General features: G+C 43.9%; 13 protein-coding genes. 10 read left to right on the forward strand and 3 right to left on the reverse strand.

Features of this window, described 5'->3' with window-relative positions:
* Positions 1–87: 87 nt before the first annotated feature.
* Positions 88–1932: a glutamine--fructose-6-phosphate transaminase (isomerizing) gene (gene glmS / locus AB3G73_RS06600; RefSeq protein WP_148367525.1), complete on the reverse strand. Its 1845-nt coding sequence runs from the start codon at positions 1930–1932 to the stop codon at positions 88–90.
* Positions 1933–2294: 362 nt separating this feature from the next.
* Between glmS and gltB the strand changes: the two genes are divergently transcribed.
* From gltB to AB3G73_RS06620, 4 genes are all read left to right on the forward strand, one after another.
* Positions 2295–6845 carry a glutamate synthase large subunit gene (gltB, locus tag AB3G73_RS06605; RefSeq protein ID WP_195649975.1) on the forward strand — a complete coding sequence of 1517 codons (4551 nt, stop codon included), beginning with the start codon at positions 2295–2297 and terminating at the stop codon, positions 6843–6845.
* Between the two features lie 121 nt (positions 6846–6966).
* A complete protein-coding gene (locus tag AB3G73_RS06610; protein WP_234133496.1) occupies positions 6967–8307 on the forward strand; it encodes a glutamate synthase subunit beta in 1341 nt (446 codons plus the stop codon).
* A gap of 212 nt (positions 8308–8519) precedes the next feature.
* On the forward strand, positions 8520–10187 hold the full coding sequence (asnB, locus tag AB3G73_RS06615) for an asparagine synthase B (protein ID WP_148367531.1): 1668 nt from the start codon (positions 8520–8522) through the stop codon (positions 10185–10187).
* Positions 10188–10358: 171 nt separating this feature from the next.
* Positions 10359–11126 (forward strand): glycerophosphodiester phosphodiesterase family protein, encoded by a 768-nt coding sequence (locus AB3G73_RS06620; RefSeq protein WP_167511904.1) that lies wholly within the window; start codon positions 10359–10361, stop codon positions 11124–11126.
* A 246-nt stretch (positions 11127–11372) separates the two neighbouring features.
* Here AB3G73_RS06620 and AB3G73_RS06625 read toward each other — a convergent pair whose 3' ends face one another.
* On the reverse strand, positions 11373–11669 hold the full coding sequence (locus AB3G73_RS06625) for a thioredoxin family protein (protein ID WP_143866853.1): 297 nt from the start codon (positions 11667–11669) through the stop codon (positions 11373–11375).
* A gap of 414 nt (positions 11670–12083) precedes the next feature.
* Here AB3G73_RS06625 and dapF point away from each other — a divergent pair, with 414 nt between their 5' ends.
* The 6 genes from dapF to AB3G73_RS06655 all read left to right on the forward strand — a co-directional run bounded on the left by dapF (position 12084) and on the right by AB3G73_RS06655 (position 19298).
* Positions 12084–12890: a diaminopimelate epimerase gene (gene dapF / locus AB3G73_RS06630; protein WP_217722540.1), complete on the forward strand. Its 807-nt coding sequence runs from the start codon at positions 12084–12086 to the stop codon at positions 12888–12890.
* Between the two features lie 80 nt (positions 12891–12970).
* Positions 12971–14203, forward strand: a complete 1233-nt coding sequence (locus AB3G73_RS06635; protein WP_258981039.1) for an LL-diaminopimelate aminotransferase — start codon at positions 12971–12973, stop codon at positions 14201–14203.
* A gap of 72 nt (positions 14204–14275) precedes the next feature.
* Positions 14276–15001: a hypothetical protein gene (locus AB3G73_RS06640; protein ID WP_195649972.1), complete on the forward strand. Its 726-nt coding sequence runs from the start codon at positions 14276–14278 to the stop codon at positions 14999–15001.
* A 141-nt stretch (positions 15002–15142) separates the two neighbouring features.
* Complete coding sequence (locus AB3G73_RS06645) at positions 15143–15499, forward strand: P-II family nitrogen regulator (protein WP_143866860.1); 357 nt, start codon at positions 15143–15145, stop codon at positions 15497–15499.
* Between the two features lie 116 nt (positions 15500–15615).
* Complete coding sequence (locus AB3G73_RS06650; protein WP_148367540.1) at positions 15616–17055, forward strand: ammonium transporter; 1440 nt, start codon at positions 15616–15618, stop codon at positions 17053–17055.
* 53 nt (positions 17056–17108) lie between these two features.
* Positions 17109–19298 (forward strand): glutamine synthetase III, encoded by a 2190-nt coding sequence (locus AB3G73_RS06655; RefSeq protein ID WP_148367542.1) that lies wholly within the window; start codon positions 17109–17111, stop codon positions 19296–19298.
* Between the two features lie 163 nt (positions 19299–19461).
* Here AB3G73_RS06655 and AB3G73_RS06660 read toward each other — a convergent pair whose 3' ends face one another.
* Positions 19462–20040: an HdeD family acid-resistance protein gene (locus AB3G73_RS06660; RefSeq protein WP_148367544.1), complete on the reverse strand. Its 579-nt coding sequence runs from the start codon at positions 20038–20040 to the stop codon at positions 19462–19464.
* Positions 20041–20119: the final 79 nt, after the last annotated feature.

Genomic DNA, 20119 nt, shown 5'->3' on the forward strand with positions numbered 1-20119 from the left:
TTAAATTACCACCTGCCAATCAAACAATTTACTATCTATCATTGATTCTTCAATCGTAAATCGTAAATTGTCTAATTGTAAATCACATCACTCTACTGTTACCGACTTCGCCAGATTTCTCGGCTGATCCACATCCATCCCTTTGCATACCGCAATGTGGTAAGCAAGAAGTTGGAGAGGTACCGTAGTTATTAACGGATCGAGACATTCGATTGTTTCAGGAAGTTCGATACTACAATCAGCGATTTTGCTGATAACGGTATCTCCTTTCGTCACGAACGCAATCACTTTTCCTTTCCGTGCCTTGATCTCCTGAATATTACTTACTACTTTCTCATACAATCCATTCTGCGTAGCAATCACCACTACCGGCATTTCCGCATCGATCAAGGCAATCGGTCCGTGTTTCATCTCCGCAGCCGGATAACCTTCGGCGTGAATATACGATATTTCTTTCAATTTCAATGCACCTTCCAGAGCTACGGGATAACTATATCCGCGTCCCAGGTAAATAAAATTATGCGCATAAGTGAAAGTTTTCGATAACTCCGCCAAAGTATCATTCAATTCCAACACCTCTTTCATCTTTTCCGGAATATGATTTAGCTCCTGTACGATTGAAAGATAATGCTGTTCGTCAATGGTTCCTTTCGTTTTGGCAAGTGTCAATGCCAGCATCGCCAAGACAGTGACCTGTCCGGTAAATGCTTTGGTAGAAGCCACCCCGATTTCCGGACCCACATGAATATACGAACCGGTATGAGTGGCACGGGGAATAGAGGATCCGATCGCATTGCAAATACCATATATAAATGCCCCGCGGCTTTTCGCCAATTCCACAGCAGCCAATGTATCTGCCGTCTCACCACTCTGGGAGATTGCTATCACCACATCCTGCCCGTCAATCACCGGATCACGGTAGCGGAATTCGGAAGCATACTCCACTTCTACCGGTATGCGGCAGAAACTCTCAATCAGATGCTTACCGATCAGTCCGGCATGCCAGGAAGTTCCGCAAGCAACAATAATAAACCGTTTGGCATTCAGCAGCTTTTCCCGGTGATCTATCACAGCAGAAAGTACCACATTATCAGCTTCCACATTGATACGTCCGCGCATACAATCATGAATACAATCGGGCTGTTCGAAAATCTCTTTCAACATAAAGTGCGGATATCCCCCTTTTTCCAACTGACCGAGATTGAGTTCCACCTTCTTTATTTCAGGTATCATTTCAACATTGCTCAAGTTGACCACCTTCAACTCCTTCCCCAGATTCAAGACAGCGATTTCCCCGTCTTCCAGATAAACCACCTTGTCGGTATATTCTACAATCGGAGTAGCATCCGAAGCAAGAAAGAACTCATTCTCTCCAATCCCCACTACCAACGGACTACTCTTACGGGCAGCAATAATCTCATCAGGATGCTCTTTATCAAGAATCGCAATCGCATAAGCACCAATCACCTCCCCTAACGCCAACTGAACAGCCGTCAACAGACTGACCTGATGAGTGACTTTCATGTATTCTATTAATTGAACGAGGACTTCGGTATCTGTACTACTTTTAAAAAGATAGCCTTTGGCTTGAAGTTTTTCTTTGAGAACGGCGTAGTTTTCAATAATACCGTTATGAATGAGAGCGAGCTTTTCGGAAGAAGAGTAATGAGGGTGGGCGTTAGCGGAACAAGGTTCCCCGTGAGTAGCCCAACGGGTATGGGCAATTCCGATTGTACCGGAAATATCTTTCTGTGTGACGAAATTTTCAAGATCGGAGACTTTCCCTTTCGTCTTATACACATTTAACTGTTGGTCATCACTAATGATTGCTACCCCCGCACTGTCATATCCACGATACTCCAGTCGCTTCAACCCTTTGATAAGGATAGGGTAGGCTTTTCGTTTACCAATATAGCCTACTATTCCACACATATTATGATATTTTTATTTCGCCTGCAAATATACACATTACAAATAACATAAAGACAACAAAAAACAGATTTATTTGACAGAAACGCATAAAAAAGTTTCAAACACATCAAAAAGTTAAATAATATATTATTTTTAGCTCAAAAAGAAACAAATTACAATCAGTTTCAAATAAGGATAAATAAGCTAACAAATTAAAAGTAAATTTCCTGTTTTTAATAACAATTTAAAAGAATAAAGATTCCTATTCTTATTTCGCGTCACACAAAAGCTAAATTTTACTATCATTTTGGAATTAAAACACTAACTTTGCCAAACAATTTGATACATCAAACAGGTATTATCATACAATAAAGCTATTAAGAATGAAGAAACAAGAACTTTTTAACAACGTAACAGAAGGATTCCCTTACCAACGACAGCCCAAACAGATGGGCTTGTACGATGCGGCATACGAACACGATGCCTGCGGTGTTGGTATGCTGGTTAACATTCATGGAGAAAAGTCACACGACATTGTTGAGTCGGCTTTAAAGGTATTAGAGAACATGCGTCATCGCGGTGCCGAGGGTGCGGATAACAAGACCGGTGACGGGGCAGGTATCATGCTTCAAATTCCGCATGAATTTATTTTATTACAAGGTATTCCTGTCCCCGAAAAAGGACGGTACGGCACAGGATTGTTATTTTTGCCGAAAAACGAAAAAGACCAGGCAGCTATTCTAAGTATTATTATTGAAGAAATTGAAAAAGAAGGACTCACATTGATGCATCTGCGCAATGTGCCCACCTGCCCCGAAATCCTGGGAGAATCAGCTCTGGCAAACGAACCGGATATCAAACAAATATTCATCACCGGATTTACGGAAACGGAAACTGCCGACCGGAAGTTATACCTGATCCGGAAAAGAATCGAAAATAAAGTCAGATTGTCATCTATTCCGGCAAAAGACGATTTTTATGTTGTGTCGCTCTCTACCAAAAGCATTATATATAAAGGTATGCTTTCATCATTACAACTGCGCAACTACTATCCGGACCTGACAAATAGCTATTTTACCAGCGGACTGGCATTGGTGCACTCTCGTTTCAGTACCAATACATTCCCCACATGGGGATTGGCACAGCCGTTCCGTCTGCTGGCACACAACGGTGAAATCAATACTATCCGTGGCAACCGAGGATGGATGGAAGCCCGTGAAAGTGTACTCTCCACTCCCACTTTAGGCGATATAAAAGAAATCCGCCCGATTATACAACCGGGCATGAGCGACAGTGCTTCTCTGGATAATGTGCTAGAGTTCCTGGTGATGTCAGGATTGAGCCTGCCACATGCCATGGCTATGCTCGTACCAGAATCTTTCAACGAAAAGAATCCGATCAGTGAAGATCTGAAAGCATTCTACGAATACCACTCCATCCTGATGGAACCATGGGACGGACCGGCCGCACTACTTTTCAGCGACGGACGATTTGCCGGAGGTATGCTCGACCGCAATGGCCTGCGCCCTGCCCGTTATCTGATTACTAAAAACGATATGATGGTGGTAGCTTCGGAAGTCGGTGTTATGGATTTCGAACCGGGAGACATTAAAGAAAAAGGTCGCTTACAGCCCGGCAAAATTCTGCTGGTGGATACGGAAAAAGGTGAAATTTACTATGACGGTGAACTGAAAAAGCAGTTGGCTGAAGCCAAACCTTACCGCAGCTGGCTATCTACCAACCGGATCGAACTAGACGAACTGAAAAGCGGACGCAAAGTTCCCCATCAGGTGGAAAACTACAACCGTATGCTTCGTACTTTCGGCTACTCCAAGGAGGACATCGAAAAACTGATTATGCCGATGGCAAGTACCGGAGCAGAACCGATCAACTCAATGGGCAATGACACTCCGCTAGCCGTACTTTCAGATAAGCCGCAGTTGCTTTACAACTATTTCCGTCAGCAATTTGCACAGGTAACCAATCCGCCTATTGACCCGCTTCGCGAAGAACTGGTGATGTCATTGACGGAATATATCGGAGCAGTCGGCATGAATATTCTGACACCCAGTGAAAGTCATTGTAAAATGGTACGCCTGAACCACCCGATTTTGAGCAATACACAACTGGATATTCTTTGTAATATCCGGTACAAAGGCTTCAAAACGGTCAAACTCCCTATGTTGTTTGAGGTTGCAAAAGGGAAAGCCGGATTGCAGGAAGCACTGGCCCATCTTTGTAAAATGGCGGAAGAATCCGTGACGGAAGGTGTAAACTACATTGTACTGACCGACCGTGAGGTGGATATTACCCATGCTGCCATTCCATCATTGCTGGCAGTAAGCGCTGTTCATCACCACCTGATTTCAGTTGGTAAACGGGTACAAACGGCATTGATTGTAGAAAGCGGTGAAATACGTGAAGTGATGCACGCCGCGTTATTGTTGGGTTTCGGAGCAAGTGCCCTGAATCCTTACATGGCATTTGCCGTCCTCGACCGACTGGTAAAAGACAAGGATATTCAGTTGGATTATACCACTGCCGAAAAGAACTATATCAAATCCATCTGTAAAGGCTTGTTTAAAATCATGAGTAAGATGGGTATCTCTACGATCCGCTCCTATCGTGGCGCTAAGATTTTCGAAGCTGTCGGTTTGAGTGAAGAGTTGAGCAAGGCTTATTTCGGAGGACTCGGTTCACCGATCGGAGGTATCCGTCTGGAAGAAATAGCCAGAGATGCCATTGCTTTCCATAAAGATGGATTTGAAGGTATTAAAAATGAAGAGTTATTAAAAAACAACGGTTTGTATGCTTTCCGTAAAGATGGAGAAAAGCACGCATGGAATCCGGAAACAATCAGCACGCTGCAATTGGCTACACGACTGGGGAGTTATAAGAAATTTAAAGAGTACACCCATCTGGTAGACGAAAAAGAGAAGCCTATTTTCCTTCGTGACTTCCTGGGATTCCGTCGTAATCCTATTTCTATCGATCAGGTGGAACCGGTGGAAAATATTCTGCATCGTTTCGTCACAGGAGCTATGTCTTTTGGTTCCATCAGCAAGGAAGCCCACGAGGCAATGGCTGTTGCCATGAATAAAATCCATGGACGCAGCAATACCGGTGAAGGTGGTGAAGATGCCGCGCGTTTCCAACCGTTGCCGGATGGCAGTTCTTTACGAAGTGCGATCAAACAGGTAGCTTCCGGTCGTTTCGGTGTAACGGCAGAGTATCTGGTGAATGCGGACGAAATTCAAATTAAGATAGCACAGGGAGCCAAACCGGGTGAAGGGGGACAACTTCCGGGATTTAAAGTAAATGATGTGATTGCGAAAACACGTCATTCCATTCCGGGAATTTCGCTAATTTCTCCCCCGCCCCATCATGATATTTATTCGATTGAGGATTTGGCTCAACTGATCTTCGATTTGAAAAATGTAAATCCACAGGCCAAAATCAGCGTGAAACTGGTAGCAGAAAGCGGTGTCGGTACAATTGCCGCCGGTGTGGCAAAAGCAAAGGCGGATTTGATTGTCATCTCCGGCGCTGAAGGGGGTACGGGTGCTTCTCCCGCTTCTTCTATCCGCTATGCGGGTATCTCACCGGAATTAGGATTGAGCGAAACACAGCAAACACTGGTTCTGAACGGACTTCGTGGCCAAGTAGTTCTGCAAGCCGACGGACAGCTGAAAACCGGACGGGATATCATCTTAATGGCATTAATGGGTGCCGAAGAATATGGTTTCGCCACCTCCGCATTAATCGTATTGGGTTGTGTAATGATGCGTAAATGTCATCAGAACACTTGTCCGGTAGGAGTTGCCACGCAGAATGAAGAGTTACGTAAACGCTTTCATGGACGCAGTGAATATTTAGTAAACTTTTTCACATTCCTGGCACAGGAAGTCCGTGAGCATTTGGCTGAAATGGGATTCACCCGGATGGATGACATCATCGGACGTACAGACTTAATCGAACGCAAGTCCGATGCCAATGACCCGAATCCGAAGCATACTTTAATCGACTTCAGCAAATTGTTGGCACGTGTTGACAACAGTGCGGCTATCCGTCATGTCATCGACCAGGATCATGGAATTTCTACTGTAAAGGATGTAACCATCATCGATGCCGCACAGGAAGCTATCGAACATGAGAAAGAGATTTCTTTAGAATATACGATTGCCAATACAGACCGTGCAATAGGTGCTATGCTTTCCGGAGTGATCGCCAAGAAATACGGTGCCAAAGGATTGCCGGAACATACGCTGAATGTAAAATTCAAAGGTTCGGCAGGTCAGTCTTTCGGAGCTTTTCTCGTACCGGGAGTTAACTTTAAACTGGAAGGTGAAGCGAATGATTACCTGGGCAAAGGATTGAGTGGCGGACGTATCTCCGTATTGCCTCCTATCCGCAGCAACTTCGAAGCCGAAAAAAATACAATCGCCGGTAATACCTTGCTTTATGGCGCAACAAGCGGTGAAGTATATATCAACGGCCGTGTAGGAGAACGTTTTGCTGTTCGTAACTCCGGCGCAGTCGCCGTAGTGGAAGGCGTGGGTGACCACTGTTGCGAATACATGACCGGAGGTCGTGTGGTAGTCCTCGGACAAACCGGACGTAACTTTGCAGCCGGTATGAGTGGCGGTGTGGCTTATGTATGGAACAAGGACGGTAACTTCGATTATTTCTGCAACATGGAAATGGTGGAACTGTCACTCATCGAAGAAGCCAGCTACCGGAAAGAGTTGCACGAACTAATCCGCCAGCATTACCTCTACACAGGCTCGAAACTGGCACGCATCCTACTCGACAACTGGAATCATTACGTAGACCAATTCATCCAAGTAGTGCCCATCGAATACAAAAAAGTACTGCAGGAAGAACAAATGAGAAAGTTACAACAAAAAATTGCAGATATGCAAAGAGACTATTAGATTTACAATTTGACTATTTACAATTTACTATTTGAATGTATAGTCTGTAAATAGTCAAATAGCAAATGACAAGATAGTCTAGAAATAGTAAATCGTAAATCGTCAAATAGTAAATAACAAGATGGGAGATCCTAGAGCATTTTTAAATATAGCTCGGCAGGAGGCGGGATATCGCCCTGTGAGCGAGCGAATCACTGACTATAGTCAGGTGGAACAGACATTGAATACAAACAGCCGTAAATTGCAGGCGTCACGCTGCATGGATTGCGGCGTACCTTTCTGTCATTGGGCATGCCCGATAGGAAATAAACAACCGGAATGGCAGGATGCATTATACAAAGGAAAATGGAAGGAGGCTTACGAAGTATTGTCATCTACTTGCGATTTTCCTGAATTTACAGGACGTATCTGTCCTGCCCTTTGCGAGAAATCATGCGTGTTGAAACTTTCGTGCGATCAGCCGGTAACCATTCGTGAGAATGAGGCGGCAATCGTGGAAGCGGCTTTTCGTGAAGGATATATACAGGTAAAGACTCCGGAAAGAAACGGAAAGAAAGTAGCGGTGATTGGTGCAGGTCCTGCCGGACTGGTAGTCGCCAATCAGTTAAATCTAAAAGGATATAGCGTTACTCTATTCGATAAGGATGAAGCTCCCGGAGGATTACTACGATTTGGTATTCCTAATTTCAAACTGGACAAGAATGTAATCGACCGGCGGATGAAGATATTGGCCGCAGAAGGAATCCGGTTTGAGATGGGAGTGGAAATAGATGTCAATCATTTACCGGAAGGATTCGATGCCTACTGCATCTGTACCGGAACACCGGCAGCACGTGACTTGAGTATTCCGGGACGTGAACTGAAAGGGATTCATTTCGCACTCGAAATGCTGGCACAGCAGAACAGGATTTTGGCAGGACAGACTTTCCCGAAAGACAAGTTGGTAAATGCCAAAGGCAAAAAGGTTCTCGTGATAGGTGGCGGTGATACAGGTTCCGACTGTATCGGAACCAGCGTGCGACAAGGAGCCGTTAGTGTCACCCAAATAGAGATCATGCCGAAACCTCCTGTCGGATACAATCCGGCTACTCCATGGCCTCAATGGCCGGTAGTCTTCAAGACGACTTCCAGCCATGAAGAAGGTTGTACACGCCGTTGGTGTCTGGCCTCCAATCAGTTTCTCGGAAAGAATGGAAAAGTGACAGGCGTAGAAGTGGAAGAAGTGGAATGGATTCCGGCAACAGATGGCGGACGTCCCACGATGAAACCGACAGGAAAAAAGGAAGTCATCGAAGCGGACATGGTATTGCTGGCGATGGGATTCCTGAAACCGGAACAGCCGAAGTTTGCCGAAAATGTATTCCTTGCCGGAGATGCGGATACAGGAGCCAGCCTCGTCGTACGTGCCATGGCAGGAGGAAGAAAAGCGGCTGCAGAAATAGACACTTATTTGACGAAATAATCTCCGAAGTAAGGAATACTAAGAAGTCTGACTGCTATTATCGGTTCGTTCCACCTAGGTGGAACTTAAGGATAACCTAGGTAGAATTTAAAGACAACCATGGTGGAACGAAAAGTCAACCTAGGTAGAACGAATAAATAATAGCAATCGGGCTTCTTAGAAACTGCGAATAAACAATCAACATATTCAATCACCCCCAAAAACTTAAAGTTATGTGTGGAATAGCAGGTATACTCAACATAAAGGTTCAAACGAAAGAACTAAGAGATAAAGCACTGAAGATGGCCCAGAAAATCCGTCATCGCGGACCGGACTGGAGTGGAATCTATGTAGGTGGAAGTGCCATCCTGGCACACGAACGCCTGTCAATCGTCGACCCGCAGAGCGGCGGACAACCGTTATACTCTCCTGATCGTAAACAGGTGCTCGCCGTAAACGGTGAGATATACAACCACCGGGACATTCGCGCTCAATACGCCGGAAAATATAACTTTCAGACAGGAAGTGACTGTGAGGTCATTCTTGCTCTTTACAAAGAGAAAGGCATCCACTTCCTGGAAGATATTAGCGGTATCTTTGCTTTTGTTCTTTATGATGAAGAAAAGGATGAATTTCTGATTGCCCGTGATCCGATAGGGGTTATTCCTTTATATATAGGAAAAGATAAAGAAGGAAGAATCTACTTCGGCAGCGAACTGAAAGCACTTGAAGGATTTTGCGACGAATATGAAGTATTCCTTCCCGGACATTATTTCCATAGCAAAGAAGGAAAAATGAAACGTTGGTATTCACGCGACTGGACAGCTTATGAAGCCGTCAAAGACAATGACGCACAAACCGGTGATGTGAAAACAGCATTAGAAGATGCCGTACATCGCCAGTTAATGAGTGACGTACCTTATGGAGTGCTTCTTTCGGGTGGGCTGGACAGTTCCGTCATCTCCGCTATTGCCAAAAAATATGCGGCAAAGCGTATAGAGACAGACGGAGCGAGTGATGCGTGGTGGCCTCAACTCCACTCCTTCGCCATCGGACTCAAAGGTGCTCCCGATTTGATTAAAGCACGTGAAGTGGCTGAATATATCGGTACTGTACACCATGAAATAAACTATACTGTTCAGGAAGGTCTGGATGCCCTGCGTGATGTCATTTATTTCATCGAGACATACGATGTAACCACGGTACGCGCTTCCACTCCCATGTACCTACTGGCACGTGTCATCAAATCGATGGGGATTAAAATGGTGTTGAGCGGTGAAGGTGCCGATGAAGTTTTCGGAGGGTATCTATACTTCCACAAGGCCCCCACTCCACAGGCATTCCACGAAGAAACGGTACGTAAACTTTCAAAGTTACACATGTACGATTGTCTCCGTGCCAACAAAAGTCTGTCAGCATGGGGCGTAGAAGGACGCGTCCCTTTCCTTGACAAAGAATTTCTCGACGTAGCCATGAACCTGAATCCGAAAGCTAAAATGTGCCCCGGAAAGGATATTGAGAAACGGATTGTTCGCGAAGCCTTTGCCGATATGTTACCGGAAAGTGTGGCGTGGAGACAAAAAGAACAATTCAGTGACGGTGTGGGATATTCATGGATCGATACTTTGAGAGAAATCACAGCGGCTGCCGTTAGCGATGAGCAAATGGAACATGCTGCCGAACGCTTCCCCATCCATACTCCGCAAAACAAGGAAGAATACTATTATCGTAGTATCTTTGAAGAGCATTTCCCCAGTGAAAGTGCAGCACGCAGCGTACCGAGTGTTCCCAGTGTGGCCTGTTCCACAGCAGAAGCGCTGGCGTGGGATATTGCTTTCAGGAACCTGAATGAGCCTAGCGGACGTGCGGTGAGAGGAATACACGAAGAGGCCTATACTTAACTGATAAAAATAACGGAAAGAGCAGATTCTGTTATTCTTTTGTAGCATTTCTATTTTAAAATCCCAAGGATTAACGCAGATTAGCATATTATTGTCTGATTTGCGTTTTCTTTTTTATAATTTTGAGGCCAAACCCAATTAAATCTATCAAACTTTTAAAAGACCAAACAAATGAATTTAAAAAAAATGATGATGGCTTCTGCCCTTCTAATGGCTGCTTGCTGTATGCAGGCACAGACAAAAGTGATAGCCCACCGCGGATTCTGGAAAACTCCGGGATCATCACAAAACAGTATTTCATCACTTCTAAAAGCAGACTCCATCAGTTGTTACGGTTCAGAATTTGACGTATGGATCGCTAAGGATAACAAGTTGGTGGTCAACCATGATCCTGTATACAAGATGAGACCGATGGAGTATTCCAAAGGTGACGCACTGACCGGACTTAAATTATCCAACGGAGAAAACTTGCCTAGCCTGGAACAATATCTGGAAGCCGGGAAAAACTGTAATACCCGACTGATTCTCGAACTGAAAGCACATAGCAATAAGAAACGTGAAACCAAAGCCGTACAGGGAATCCTTGCCATGGTGAAGAAAATGGGACTGGAAAACCGCATGGAATATATCACGTTCTCCCTACATGCCATGAAAGAGTTTATCCGCCTGGCTCCTGCCGGTACTCCGGTATTTTACCTTAACGGGGAACTGTCTCCCAAAGAATTAAAGGAACTTGGTGCTGCCGGTCTTGATTATCACATGGGAGTGATTAAGAAACACCCCGAATGGATCAAAGAAGCTCATGAGCTCGGCTTGAAAGTAAATGTGTGGACTGTGGACGAAGTGGAAGATATGAAATCGCTGATCGAACAGAAAGTAGATTTCATTACCACCAACGAACCAGTCATCTTACAAGAAGAACTGAAAAAACATCAATAAGATAAAATCATTACAAAGTAAACTATTTAATATCCGTCTTTAAAGAAACAGCTCGTTCCTTTAAAAGAAACAGGATGTTTCTCGGTGTCGAACGGGTGGTTCCTTTTAAAGGAACCACCCGTTTCTTTTAAAGGAAAAATGAGCTTTCATAACAAACTAAATACCAGCATATTAAGAACACTCTTTTTTTCATTTGAAAAAGAAAAAGGTCATTTTCATATATGCCAATAAAAGATTACAAACGATTTACTGGAAATCATCTAATACCTCTTTCAACTCTCCTACCGTAAGCTCTCCTACCTGTCTCCATAATTCATGTCCCTTATGCAATAAAAGAAAGGCGGGCACTGTTTCTACATTATGCGCATCGGCTATTGTTCTATTTTCTTCAGCATTCACTCTTATCAATTCTACAGTTCTCTTTTCGTAAGTCCGAAGCACAGGACCTATCCACTCATAATGAGGTGACCAGTCGGCATAAAATACTACCAACACCAAATGGTTGGTCTTAGCTGCTGTTTCTAATTGTTTCTCTATATTCATATCTCTACGTTTTTATATTAATGATAGTGCTAAAACAATGAATACAGGAAAAGGTTCTTCAGCATATCCGGCGAGCAATATGATAGATAAATAGGGGTTTTCACTTTCATATCGTCAAAAGGAAAAGGATATATTTCTTGTTTTTATAGCGGATTTCACCGATTATCAAGGCTAAATATTCTTCATATATTATGGAAGAATATGCAAAACAATTCACCCAAATAACAGTTTATTAATATATAAATAGGTATAATTTCAAATTATAATTAAACACAGCCGTATATAAAGCGATTATAAGTTTGAGGAAAATAAATAGATATTAGATATACTTTTTAGTAAAATATAAAGCAAAAAGTCATACCTTTGCATCGTAATAAAACAAAAGGATACAACAACCAATAAATAACAATCAAAATGATATCAAAAATTAAGTTCACAAAAATGCATGGAGCGGGAAATGACTACATATATGTAGACACAACCCAATATCCGATAACCGACCCTGCAAAGAAGGCAATCGAATGGAGCAAGTTTCATACAGGAATCGGAAGTGATGGACTTATATTGATTGGCATCTCTGATAAAGCGGATTTCAGCATGCGTATTTTCAATGCGGACGGTTCGGAAGCTATGATGTGTGGCAACGGAAGCCGTTGTGTAGGCAAATATGTATATGAATACGGCTTGACTGACAAAACAGAAATTACGCTGGATACACGATCTGGAATAAAAATTCTGAAACTGCATATAGAGGAAAAAACAGTCAGTACAGTCACCGTAGATATGGGTAGTCCGTTGGAAACAGACGGGATTCAGTGGGAAGGGAAGTATCCTTTCCGGTCAACCAAAGTATCAATGGGTAATCCGCATCTCGTCACATTTGTTGAGGACATCACCCGGATTGATTTACCGGAAATCGGTCCTGAACTGGAGAATCATCCTCTTTTTCCCGATAGAACTAATGTGGAGTTTGCACAGATTGTCGGCAAAGACACCATACGGATGAGGGTATGGGAAAGAGGATCGGGAATCACTCAAGCTTGCGGGACAGGTGCTTGTGCCACAGCAGTAGCCGCCTTCATCAACGGACTTACAGGAAGAAAAAGCGATGTAATCATGGATGGAGGGACAGTTACCATTGAATGGGATGAAATCTCCGGGCATATATTAATGACCGGACCGGCAACCAAAGTTTTCGATGGGGAGATTGAGGATAAGTAATAAATAAGTATTAGTAAGTATCAGATATTAAGTATTAAGTATCAGGTATTAGATTTTGCAGAACTTAAAACAATAACAAGATGGCATTAGTAAACGAACATTTTTTGAAGTTACCGGGAAGCTATTTATTCTCGGACATAGCGAAAAAGGTAAATACCTTCAAGATAACACATCCTAAACAGGATATTATCCGGTTGGGTATCGGTGATGTCACCCAACCGCTTCCGAAAGCGTGTATCGAAGCCATGCACAAAGCGGTAGAAGAGCTGGCCAGCAAAGATACATTCCGCGGATATGGTCCTGAACAGGGATATGATTTTCTGATTGAAGCAATTATAAAAAATGACTTTATTCCACGTGGGATTCACTTCTCGGCATCCGAGATATTTGTCAGTGACGGTGCCAAAAGCGATACCGGAAATATAGGAGATATTCTTCGCCATGACAATAGCGTAGGTGTTACAGACCCCATCTATCCGGTTTATATAGACAGCAATGTCATGTGCGGACGTGCCGGAGTACTGGAAGAAGAGACGGGCAAATGGAGTAATGTTACTTATATGCCTTGCACAAGTGAGAACAACTTTATTCCGAAAATTCCGGACAAACGGATAGACATTGTTTATCTCTGCTATCCGAACAACCCGACAGGAACGACCTTAACCAAACCGGAACTGAAGAAATGGGTGGACTATGCATTGGCAAACGATACATTGATTCTGTTCGATGCCGCCTATGAAGCATATATCCAGGATGAGAATGTCCCCCACTCTATCTATGAGATTAAGGGAGCTAAAAAGTGTGCGATCGAATTCCGTAGTTTCTCAAAAACGGCAGGATTTACCGGAGTACGCTGCGGATATACCGTAGTTCCGAAAGAACTTACTGCCGCCACATTGGAAGGAGACCGCATCCCACTCAACAGATTGTGGAACCGCCGCCAGTGCACCAAGTTCAACGGTACTTCTTACATTACCCAACGGGCAGCAGAAGCCGTTTACAGTGCAGAAGGCAAAGCACAGATTAAAGAAACAATCGGCTATTATATGACCAACGCCCAAATTATGAAAGAGGGATTGGAAGCCACAGGACTGAAAGTGTATGGAGGAGTCAACGCTCCCTACTTATGGGTGAAAACTCCGAACGGGCTTTCATCATGGCGATTCTTCGAACAGATGTTGTATGAAGCCAATGTGGTCGGTACTCCCGGTGTAGGCTTCGGACCAAGCGGTGAAGGATATATCCGCCTGACTGCCTTTGGCGAACGTAACGATTGTATCGAAGCAATGAGAAGAATAAAAAACTGGCTATAAGATAGTATTTCGCGCGCTACTATATACATGGACCGTACATCCACATTTTTCTAACTTAAAGGTAAAAAGACGATGAAAACGACGATTAACAAAAAATGGGGAGTAATAATAGTAGCATTATTACTGACAGGGTTTGCTCCATCCGCAATGTTGGCGCAAGATAAAGTGGAAGCTTCCGTTGGAGCCGATCTGGTAAGTGGTTACATCTGGCGTGGCCAGGATTTAGGCGGAGTTAGTATTCAGCCTTCATTGGGAATCACTTACAAGGGCTTCTCACTCGGAGCATGGGGATCGGTAGGGTTCGAATCGACAGATACGAAAGAGTTCGATTTAACTCTCGGTTATTCGACGGGTGGTTTTAGCGTTTCAGTGACGGATTATTGGTTTAATACCCAAACAGCAACTAACAAGTATTTTCAATACGGAGCTCATTCAACAGCTCATGTATTTGAAGCACAAGTCGGATATGACTTCGGACCACTGACAGTCAACTGGTATACAAACTTTGCTGGTGCCGACGGTGTGAAAGAAAATGGCAAAAGAGCTTATTCTTCTTACCTCGCACTTAGCGCACCATTCAAATTGGGAGGTCTCGACTGGACAGTAGATTTAGGGATGGTTCCTTGGGAAACAACTTTCTACAATGACTATACAAGTGGATTCTGCGTATCAGACGTAAGTATCGGAGCTTCCAAAGAAATCAAAATAACAGATTCTTTCTCACTCCCGGCATTTGCGAAAGTTACAGCAAATCCACGAACAGAAGGAGCTTACTTCACATTCGGATTAAATTTTTAGGAGAGAGAATTTAGAATATCAAAGAGCGTATAGGGATCAGGTAGTTAGAGTTTAGATTTTATCGGTTTGTTGTATGGTAACCTGCTATGGCTGCCCCCTGTACCTCTTTCTTTTACAGGTCAACACTAATATTTAAGGTATATGAAAAAGATTGAAGCTATTATCCGTAAAACCAAATTCGAGGACGTGAAAGAAGCTCTTCTCGAAGCGGACATCGAATGGTTTTCTTACTATGACGTAAGAGGTATTGGGAAAGCACGGCAAGGACGTATCTACCGCGGTGTAGTATATGACACCAGCACTATCGAAAGAATCTTAATCTCTATTGTCGTGCGCGACAAGAATGCCGAGAAAACTGTACAAGCCATTATTAAAGCGGCACAAACCGGAGAAATCGGAGACGGACGTATTTTCGTCATCCCTATTGAAGACGCTATCCGCATCCGTACCGCCGAACGTGGCGATATAGCCCTATACAATGCTGAACAAGAACGCTAATCCGGCAACCAGCAATATGCCGGGGCCAGATTCCCATGCGGATTAAACGTTGATGGCATATATGAAAAAGAAATTATAATATTACTAATAACAGGCATTTAATAAGATAATTCATTATGGATACAAAATATAAAAGCCATAGCTTCGTAAAGCTGTGGATAGCCACTACCATGTTTATGTTATGCTGTTTTGCCACCGGCACGCTAGCACAAGACGCAGTTGCTGCAGATACTGTTACGACGGTGGTAGAGACGACAACTGAAATTACAGCAGCTCCTGCCGAGACTGACGCAGAAACCCCTGATACAATTGGTGAACTGGCCTTAGGACTGAATACAGTCTGGATGTTGCTTGCAGCAATGCTGGTATTTTTTATGCAACCGGGATTTGCACTTGTTGAAGCTGGGTTCACAAGAGTAAAGAATACCGCCAATATTCTGATGAAGAACTTTGTTGATTTCATGTTCGGTTCTTTATTATATTGGTTCATCGGTTTCGGGCTTATGTTTGGCGCAGGAGAATTCATCGGAATGCCCCACTTCTTCGACCTTTCTTTCATGGACAACGGTCTTCCCAGAGAAGGTTTTCTGGTTTTCCAGACCGTATTCTGTGCAACGGCAGCCACAATCGTATCAGGAGCAATGGCAGAACGTACCAAATTCTCCATGTATTTGGTTTACACGATTTTCATCAGTGTACTGATATATCCGATATCCGGCCACTGGACTTGGGGTGGCGGTTGGCTGATGAACGGTGAAGAGGGGTCTTTCATGATGAATCTTTTTGGAACAACCTTCCATGACTTCGCCGGTTCTACCGTTGTTCACTCTGTAGGTGGATGGATTGCTCTGGTAGGTGCTGCCATTCTTGGCCCGCGTATCGGTAAATATGGAAAAGACGGCAAATCAAGAGCTATTCCGGGACATAACCTGACAATTGCCGCACTAGGTGTATTTATTCTCTGGTTCGGATGGTTTGGGTTCAACCCCGGTTCTCAATTGGCAGCAAGTACCGAAACTGATGCAAATGCAATCTCCCACGTATTCCTGACTACAAATCTTGCGGCCTGTGCCGGTGGTTTCTTCGCATTGGCGATCAGCTGGATGAAATACGGAAAGCCTTCTTTGTCACTGACATTGAATGGTATTCTGGCAGGTTTGGTCGGTATTACAGCCGGATGTGACGCAGTATCTCCCGCAGGAGCCGCTCTAATCGGCGCAATCTGTGGTGTTGTAATGATTTTCTCTGTCGACTTTATAGACAAGATTTTAAAGATAGACGATCCGGTGGGCGCATCTTCCGTACATGGTGTTTGCGGATTTCTCGGAACAGTTCTCACGGGTTTGTTCTCTACCAGCGAAGGTTTATTCTACGGACACGGTTTCGGATTCCTCTGTGCACAACTATTCGGAGCACTGGTTGTCGGTGTCTGGGCAGCAGGTATGGGATTCATAATCTTTAAAGCACTTGACAAGATTCACGGACTTCGTGTTCCGGCACGTATCGAAGAAGAAGGTCTTGATATCTACGAACACGGAGAGTCCGCTTACAACTAAATGAAACAGATTATCAACTCTAACATATTTAACAACAAATCAAATCAGGTATTATGTCAAAACTTAGATTCAGAGTAGTAGAGACAGCTTTCAAGAAGAAAGCGGTTGAGGTAGCAACACCTGCTGAACGTCCTTCGGAATACTTCGGCAAATATGTGTTCAACAAGGAAAAGATGTTCAAATATCTTCCCAGCAAGGTATACAATGCGCTGATTGACGCAATTGATAATGGTGCTCCGCTAGATCGCAGTATTGCTGACGAAGTAGCTGCCGGCATGAAGAAATGGGCCATCGAAATGGGGGCCACTCACTACACACACTGGTTTGCACCGCTCACCGAAGGTACGGCAGAAAAGCACGATGCTTTCGTCGAACATGACGGCAAAGGTGGCATGATGGAAGAATTTACAGGCAAACTGCTTGTGCAGCAAGAACCGGATGCTTCTTCTTTCCCGAATGGCGGAATCCGCAATACATTCGAAGCGCGTGGTTACAGTGCCTGGGATCCTTCATCACCTGCTTTTATTGTAGATGATACGCTTTGCATCCCGACTGTCTTTATCGCATATACCGGTGAGGCTCTCGACTATAAAGCTCCCTTATTGAAAGCACTGCGTGCCGTAGATAAAGCTGCCGTAGACGTATGCCATTACTTCAATCCGGAAGTTAAGAAAGTGGTTGCTTATCTAGGCTGGGAACAGGAATATTTTCTGGTGGACGAAGGTTTATATGCCGCACGTCCGGATTTATTGCTGACCGGACGTACTTTGATGGGACATGACAGTGCCAAGAACCAACAGTTGGAAGACCACTACTTCGGTGCTATTCCCACCCGTGTGGCTGCCTTCATGAAAGACCTTGAAATTGAAGCTCTGAAACTGGGTATTCCTGTCAAGACTCGTCACAATGAGGTTGCTCCAAACCAGTTTGAGCTGGCTCCTATCTTTGAAGAATGTAACTTGGCCAACGACCATAACTTGCTGATTATGTCACTAATGCGTAAGGTGAGCCGTCGCCACGGTTTCCGCGTACTGCTTCATGAAAAGCCCTTCAAAGGTGTCAATGGTTCGGGTAAACACAACAACTGGTCTTTGGGTACTGATACAGGTATCTTATTGATGGGACCAGGTAAGACTCCGGAAGACAATCTGCGTTTTGTTACATTTGTTGTCAATACATTGATGGCTGTTTACCATCATAACGGATTGCTGAAAGCTTCTATCTCCAGTGCTACCAACGCCCACCGTCTGGGAGCGAATGAAGCGCCTCCTGCAATTATCTCCTCTTTCCTCGGAAAACAGTTGTCGCAGGTATTGGATCATATCGAGAACAGTACGAAAGATGATTTGATCAGCCTTAGCGGTAAACAGGGAATGAAGTTGGATATTCCGCAGATTCCCGAATTGCTGATCGATAATACAGACCGTAACCGTACTTCTCCATTTGCTTTCACAGGCAACCGCTTTGAGTTCCGTGCTGTAGGTTCCGAAGCAAACTGTGCTTCTGCCATGATTGCATTGAACTCGGCCGTAGCAAATCAATTGGTGAAGTTTAAGAAGGACGTGGATGCGTTGATTGAAAAGGGAGAACCCAAAATTTCCGCCATTCTTGAAATCATTCGCGGATATATCAAAGAATGTAAAGCCATTCATTTCGACGGTAACGGTTACAGCGACGAATGGAAAAAAGAAGCTGCCCGTCGTGGACTGGATTGCGAAACCAGTGTTCCTGTTATCTTCGACAATTACCTGAAACCGGAAACAATTGCCATGTTCGAAGCTACCGGTGTAATGACAAAGAAAGAACTGGAAGCCCGTAACGAGGTGAAATGGGAAACTTATACGAAGAAGATTCAGATTGAGGCACGTGTATTGGGTGACTTGGCAATGAATCATATCATTCCGGTTGCCACTCAATACCAGACGGACTTAATTAATAATGTCTATAAGATGCAATCTCTTTTCCCGGCAGAAAAGGCAGCGAAATTGTCTGCTAAAAACCTGGAACTTATTGAAGAGATTGCCGACCGCACAGCTTTCATCAAGGAGCATGTAGATGCAATGATTGAGGCTCGTAAGGTTGCAAACAAGATAGAAAGCGAACGGGAAAAAGCCATTGCCTACCACGACACAATCGTCCCGGCACTGGAAGAAATCCGTTATCACATCGACAAGTTGGAACTGATTGTCGACAATCAGATGTGGACGCTTCCAAAATACAGGGAACTGTTATTTGTGAGATAGAAAAAAATACGGTGAACGATAAACTGTAAACGGTGAACAAACTGCATTATCATTGCAGAATATTCACCGTTAGCCGTTCACTGTTATTGAAATTATCTATTTCTTTTGTTGGTTGTTTTAAGTTTGCGGGGAGGGGTGCTGTGAAGCAGTCCTCTTCTTTTTTTTATTCGATAATCTTTGCGTCTTCAATATCATCATCGTCATGCATAACCGGAGCCTTCGGGCGGCGACGGGCAAACTTGAACCAGTTTATCAATTCGGAAAGAGAATAAACCAAACTGCTGATACCAATAATTATAAATGCAGTATTACGCGCTCCTGTCGGATTGAACAAAGCGATGATACCCGCAATAAGAATCAGCGAAGGAATCAGATAAAAAGCTCCCGAAACGGGCATCCACCGACGAGCCATCGACAAAGAAGCAATCTGTTGCACTCCTCCCATAATCAGGATAAATCCCAATAAAAACATCAGGACGTCTGCAAAGAATTCAGGCATCACAATCAACCAAAGTCCGAATAATAAGCTACCGATTCCTTCTATCGGAAAACGGGGAGCAGCTTCACCTTCCGGTCTTTTCCGGCCGAAATAGCCAAAAAGGCTGATAACACCGGGAATCAAGAAGGCAACACCTACCGTAATGACAATATAGCTGGCAGCCGCATTAGGCCAAATCACGAGTACCAATCCAATCACAAGTGCGAAGAGAATACGAATAAGGGAATAATTCATTGTTTTCATAAATTCTATTTTTTTAACCGAGTCTGTTCCAATACTTTTGCGAATATAAGTGTTTCTACTGACATATAAAAATAACAAA

The organism is Bacteroides sp. L008 (assembly GCF_040812255.1).
In the GTDB taxonomy this organism is placed as follows: domain Bacteria; phylum Bacteroidota; class Bacteroidia; order Bacteroidales; family Bacteroidaceae; genus Bacteroides; species Bacteroides vicugnae.

What these genes read in the sequence shown, in the direction of transcription:
- glmS (WP_148367525.1), bottom strand. Translation starts at nt 1,932, where the DNA reads ATGTGTGGAATAGTAGGCTATATTGGTAAACGAAAAGCCTACCCTATC.
- gltB (WP_195649975.1), top strand. Translation starts at nt 2,295, where the DNA reads ATGAAGAAACAAGAACTTTTTAACAACGTAACAGAAGGATTCCCTTAC.
- AB3G73_RS06610 (WP_234133496.1), top strand. Translation starts at nt 6,967, where the DNA reads ATGGGAGATCCTAGAGCATTTTTAAATATAGCTCGGCAGGAGGCGGGA.
- asnB (WP_148367531.1), top strand. Translation starts at nt 8,520, where the DNA reads ATGTGTGGAATAGCAGGTATACTCAACATAAAGGTTCAAACGAAAGAA.
- AB3G73_RS06620 (WP_167511904.1), top strand. Translation starts at nt 10,359, where the DNA reads ATGAATTTAAAAAAAATGATGATGGCTTCTGCCCTTCTAATGGCTGCT.
- AB3G73_RS06625 (WP_143866853.1), bottom strand. Translation starts at nt 11,669, where the DNA reads ATGAATATAGAGAAACAATTAGAAACAGCAGCTAAGACCAACCATTTG.
- dapF (WP_217722540.1), top strand. Translation starts at nt 12,084, where the DNA reads ATGATATCAAAAATTAAGTTCACAAAAATGCATGGAGCGGGAAATGAC.
- AB3G73_RS06635 (WP_258981039.1), top strand. Translation starts at nt 12,971, where the DNA reads ATGGCATTAGTAAACGAACATTTTTTGAAGTTACCGGGAAGCTATTTA.
- AB3G73_RS06640 (WP_195649972.1), top strand. Translation starts at nt 14,276, where the DNA reads ATGAAAACGACGATTAACAAAAAATGGGGAGTAATAATAGTAGCATTA.
- AB3G73_RS06645 (WP_143866860.1), top strand. Translation starts at nt 15,143, where the DNA reads ATGAAAAAGATTGAAGCTATTATCCGTAAAACCAAATTCGAGGACGTG.
- AB3G73_RS06650 (WP_148367540.1), top strand. Translation starts at nt 15,616, where the DNA reads ATGGATACAAAATATAAAAGCCATAGCTTCGTAAAGCTGTGGATAGCC.
- AB3G73_RS06655 (WP_148367542.1), top strand. Translation starts at nt 17,109, where the DNA reads ATGTCAAAACTTAGATTCAGAGTAGTAGAGACAGCTTTCAAGAAGAAA.
- AB3G73_RS06660 (WP_148367544.1), bottom strand. Translation starts at nt 20,040, where the DNA reads ATGAAAACAATGAATTATTCCCTTATTCGTATTCTCTTCGCACTTGTG.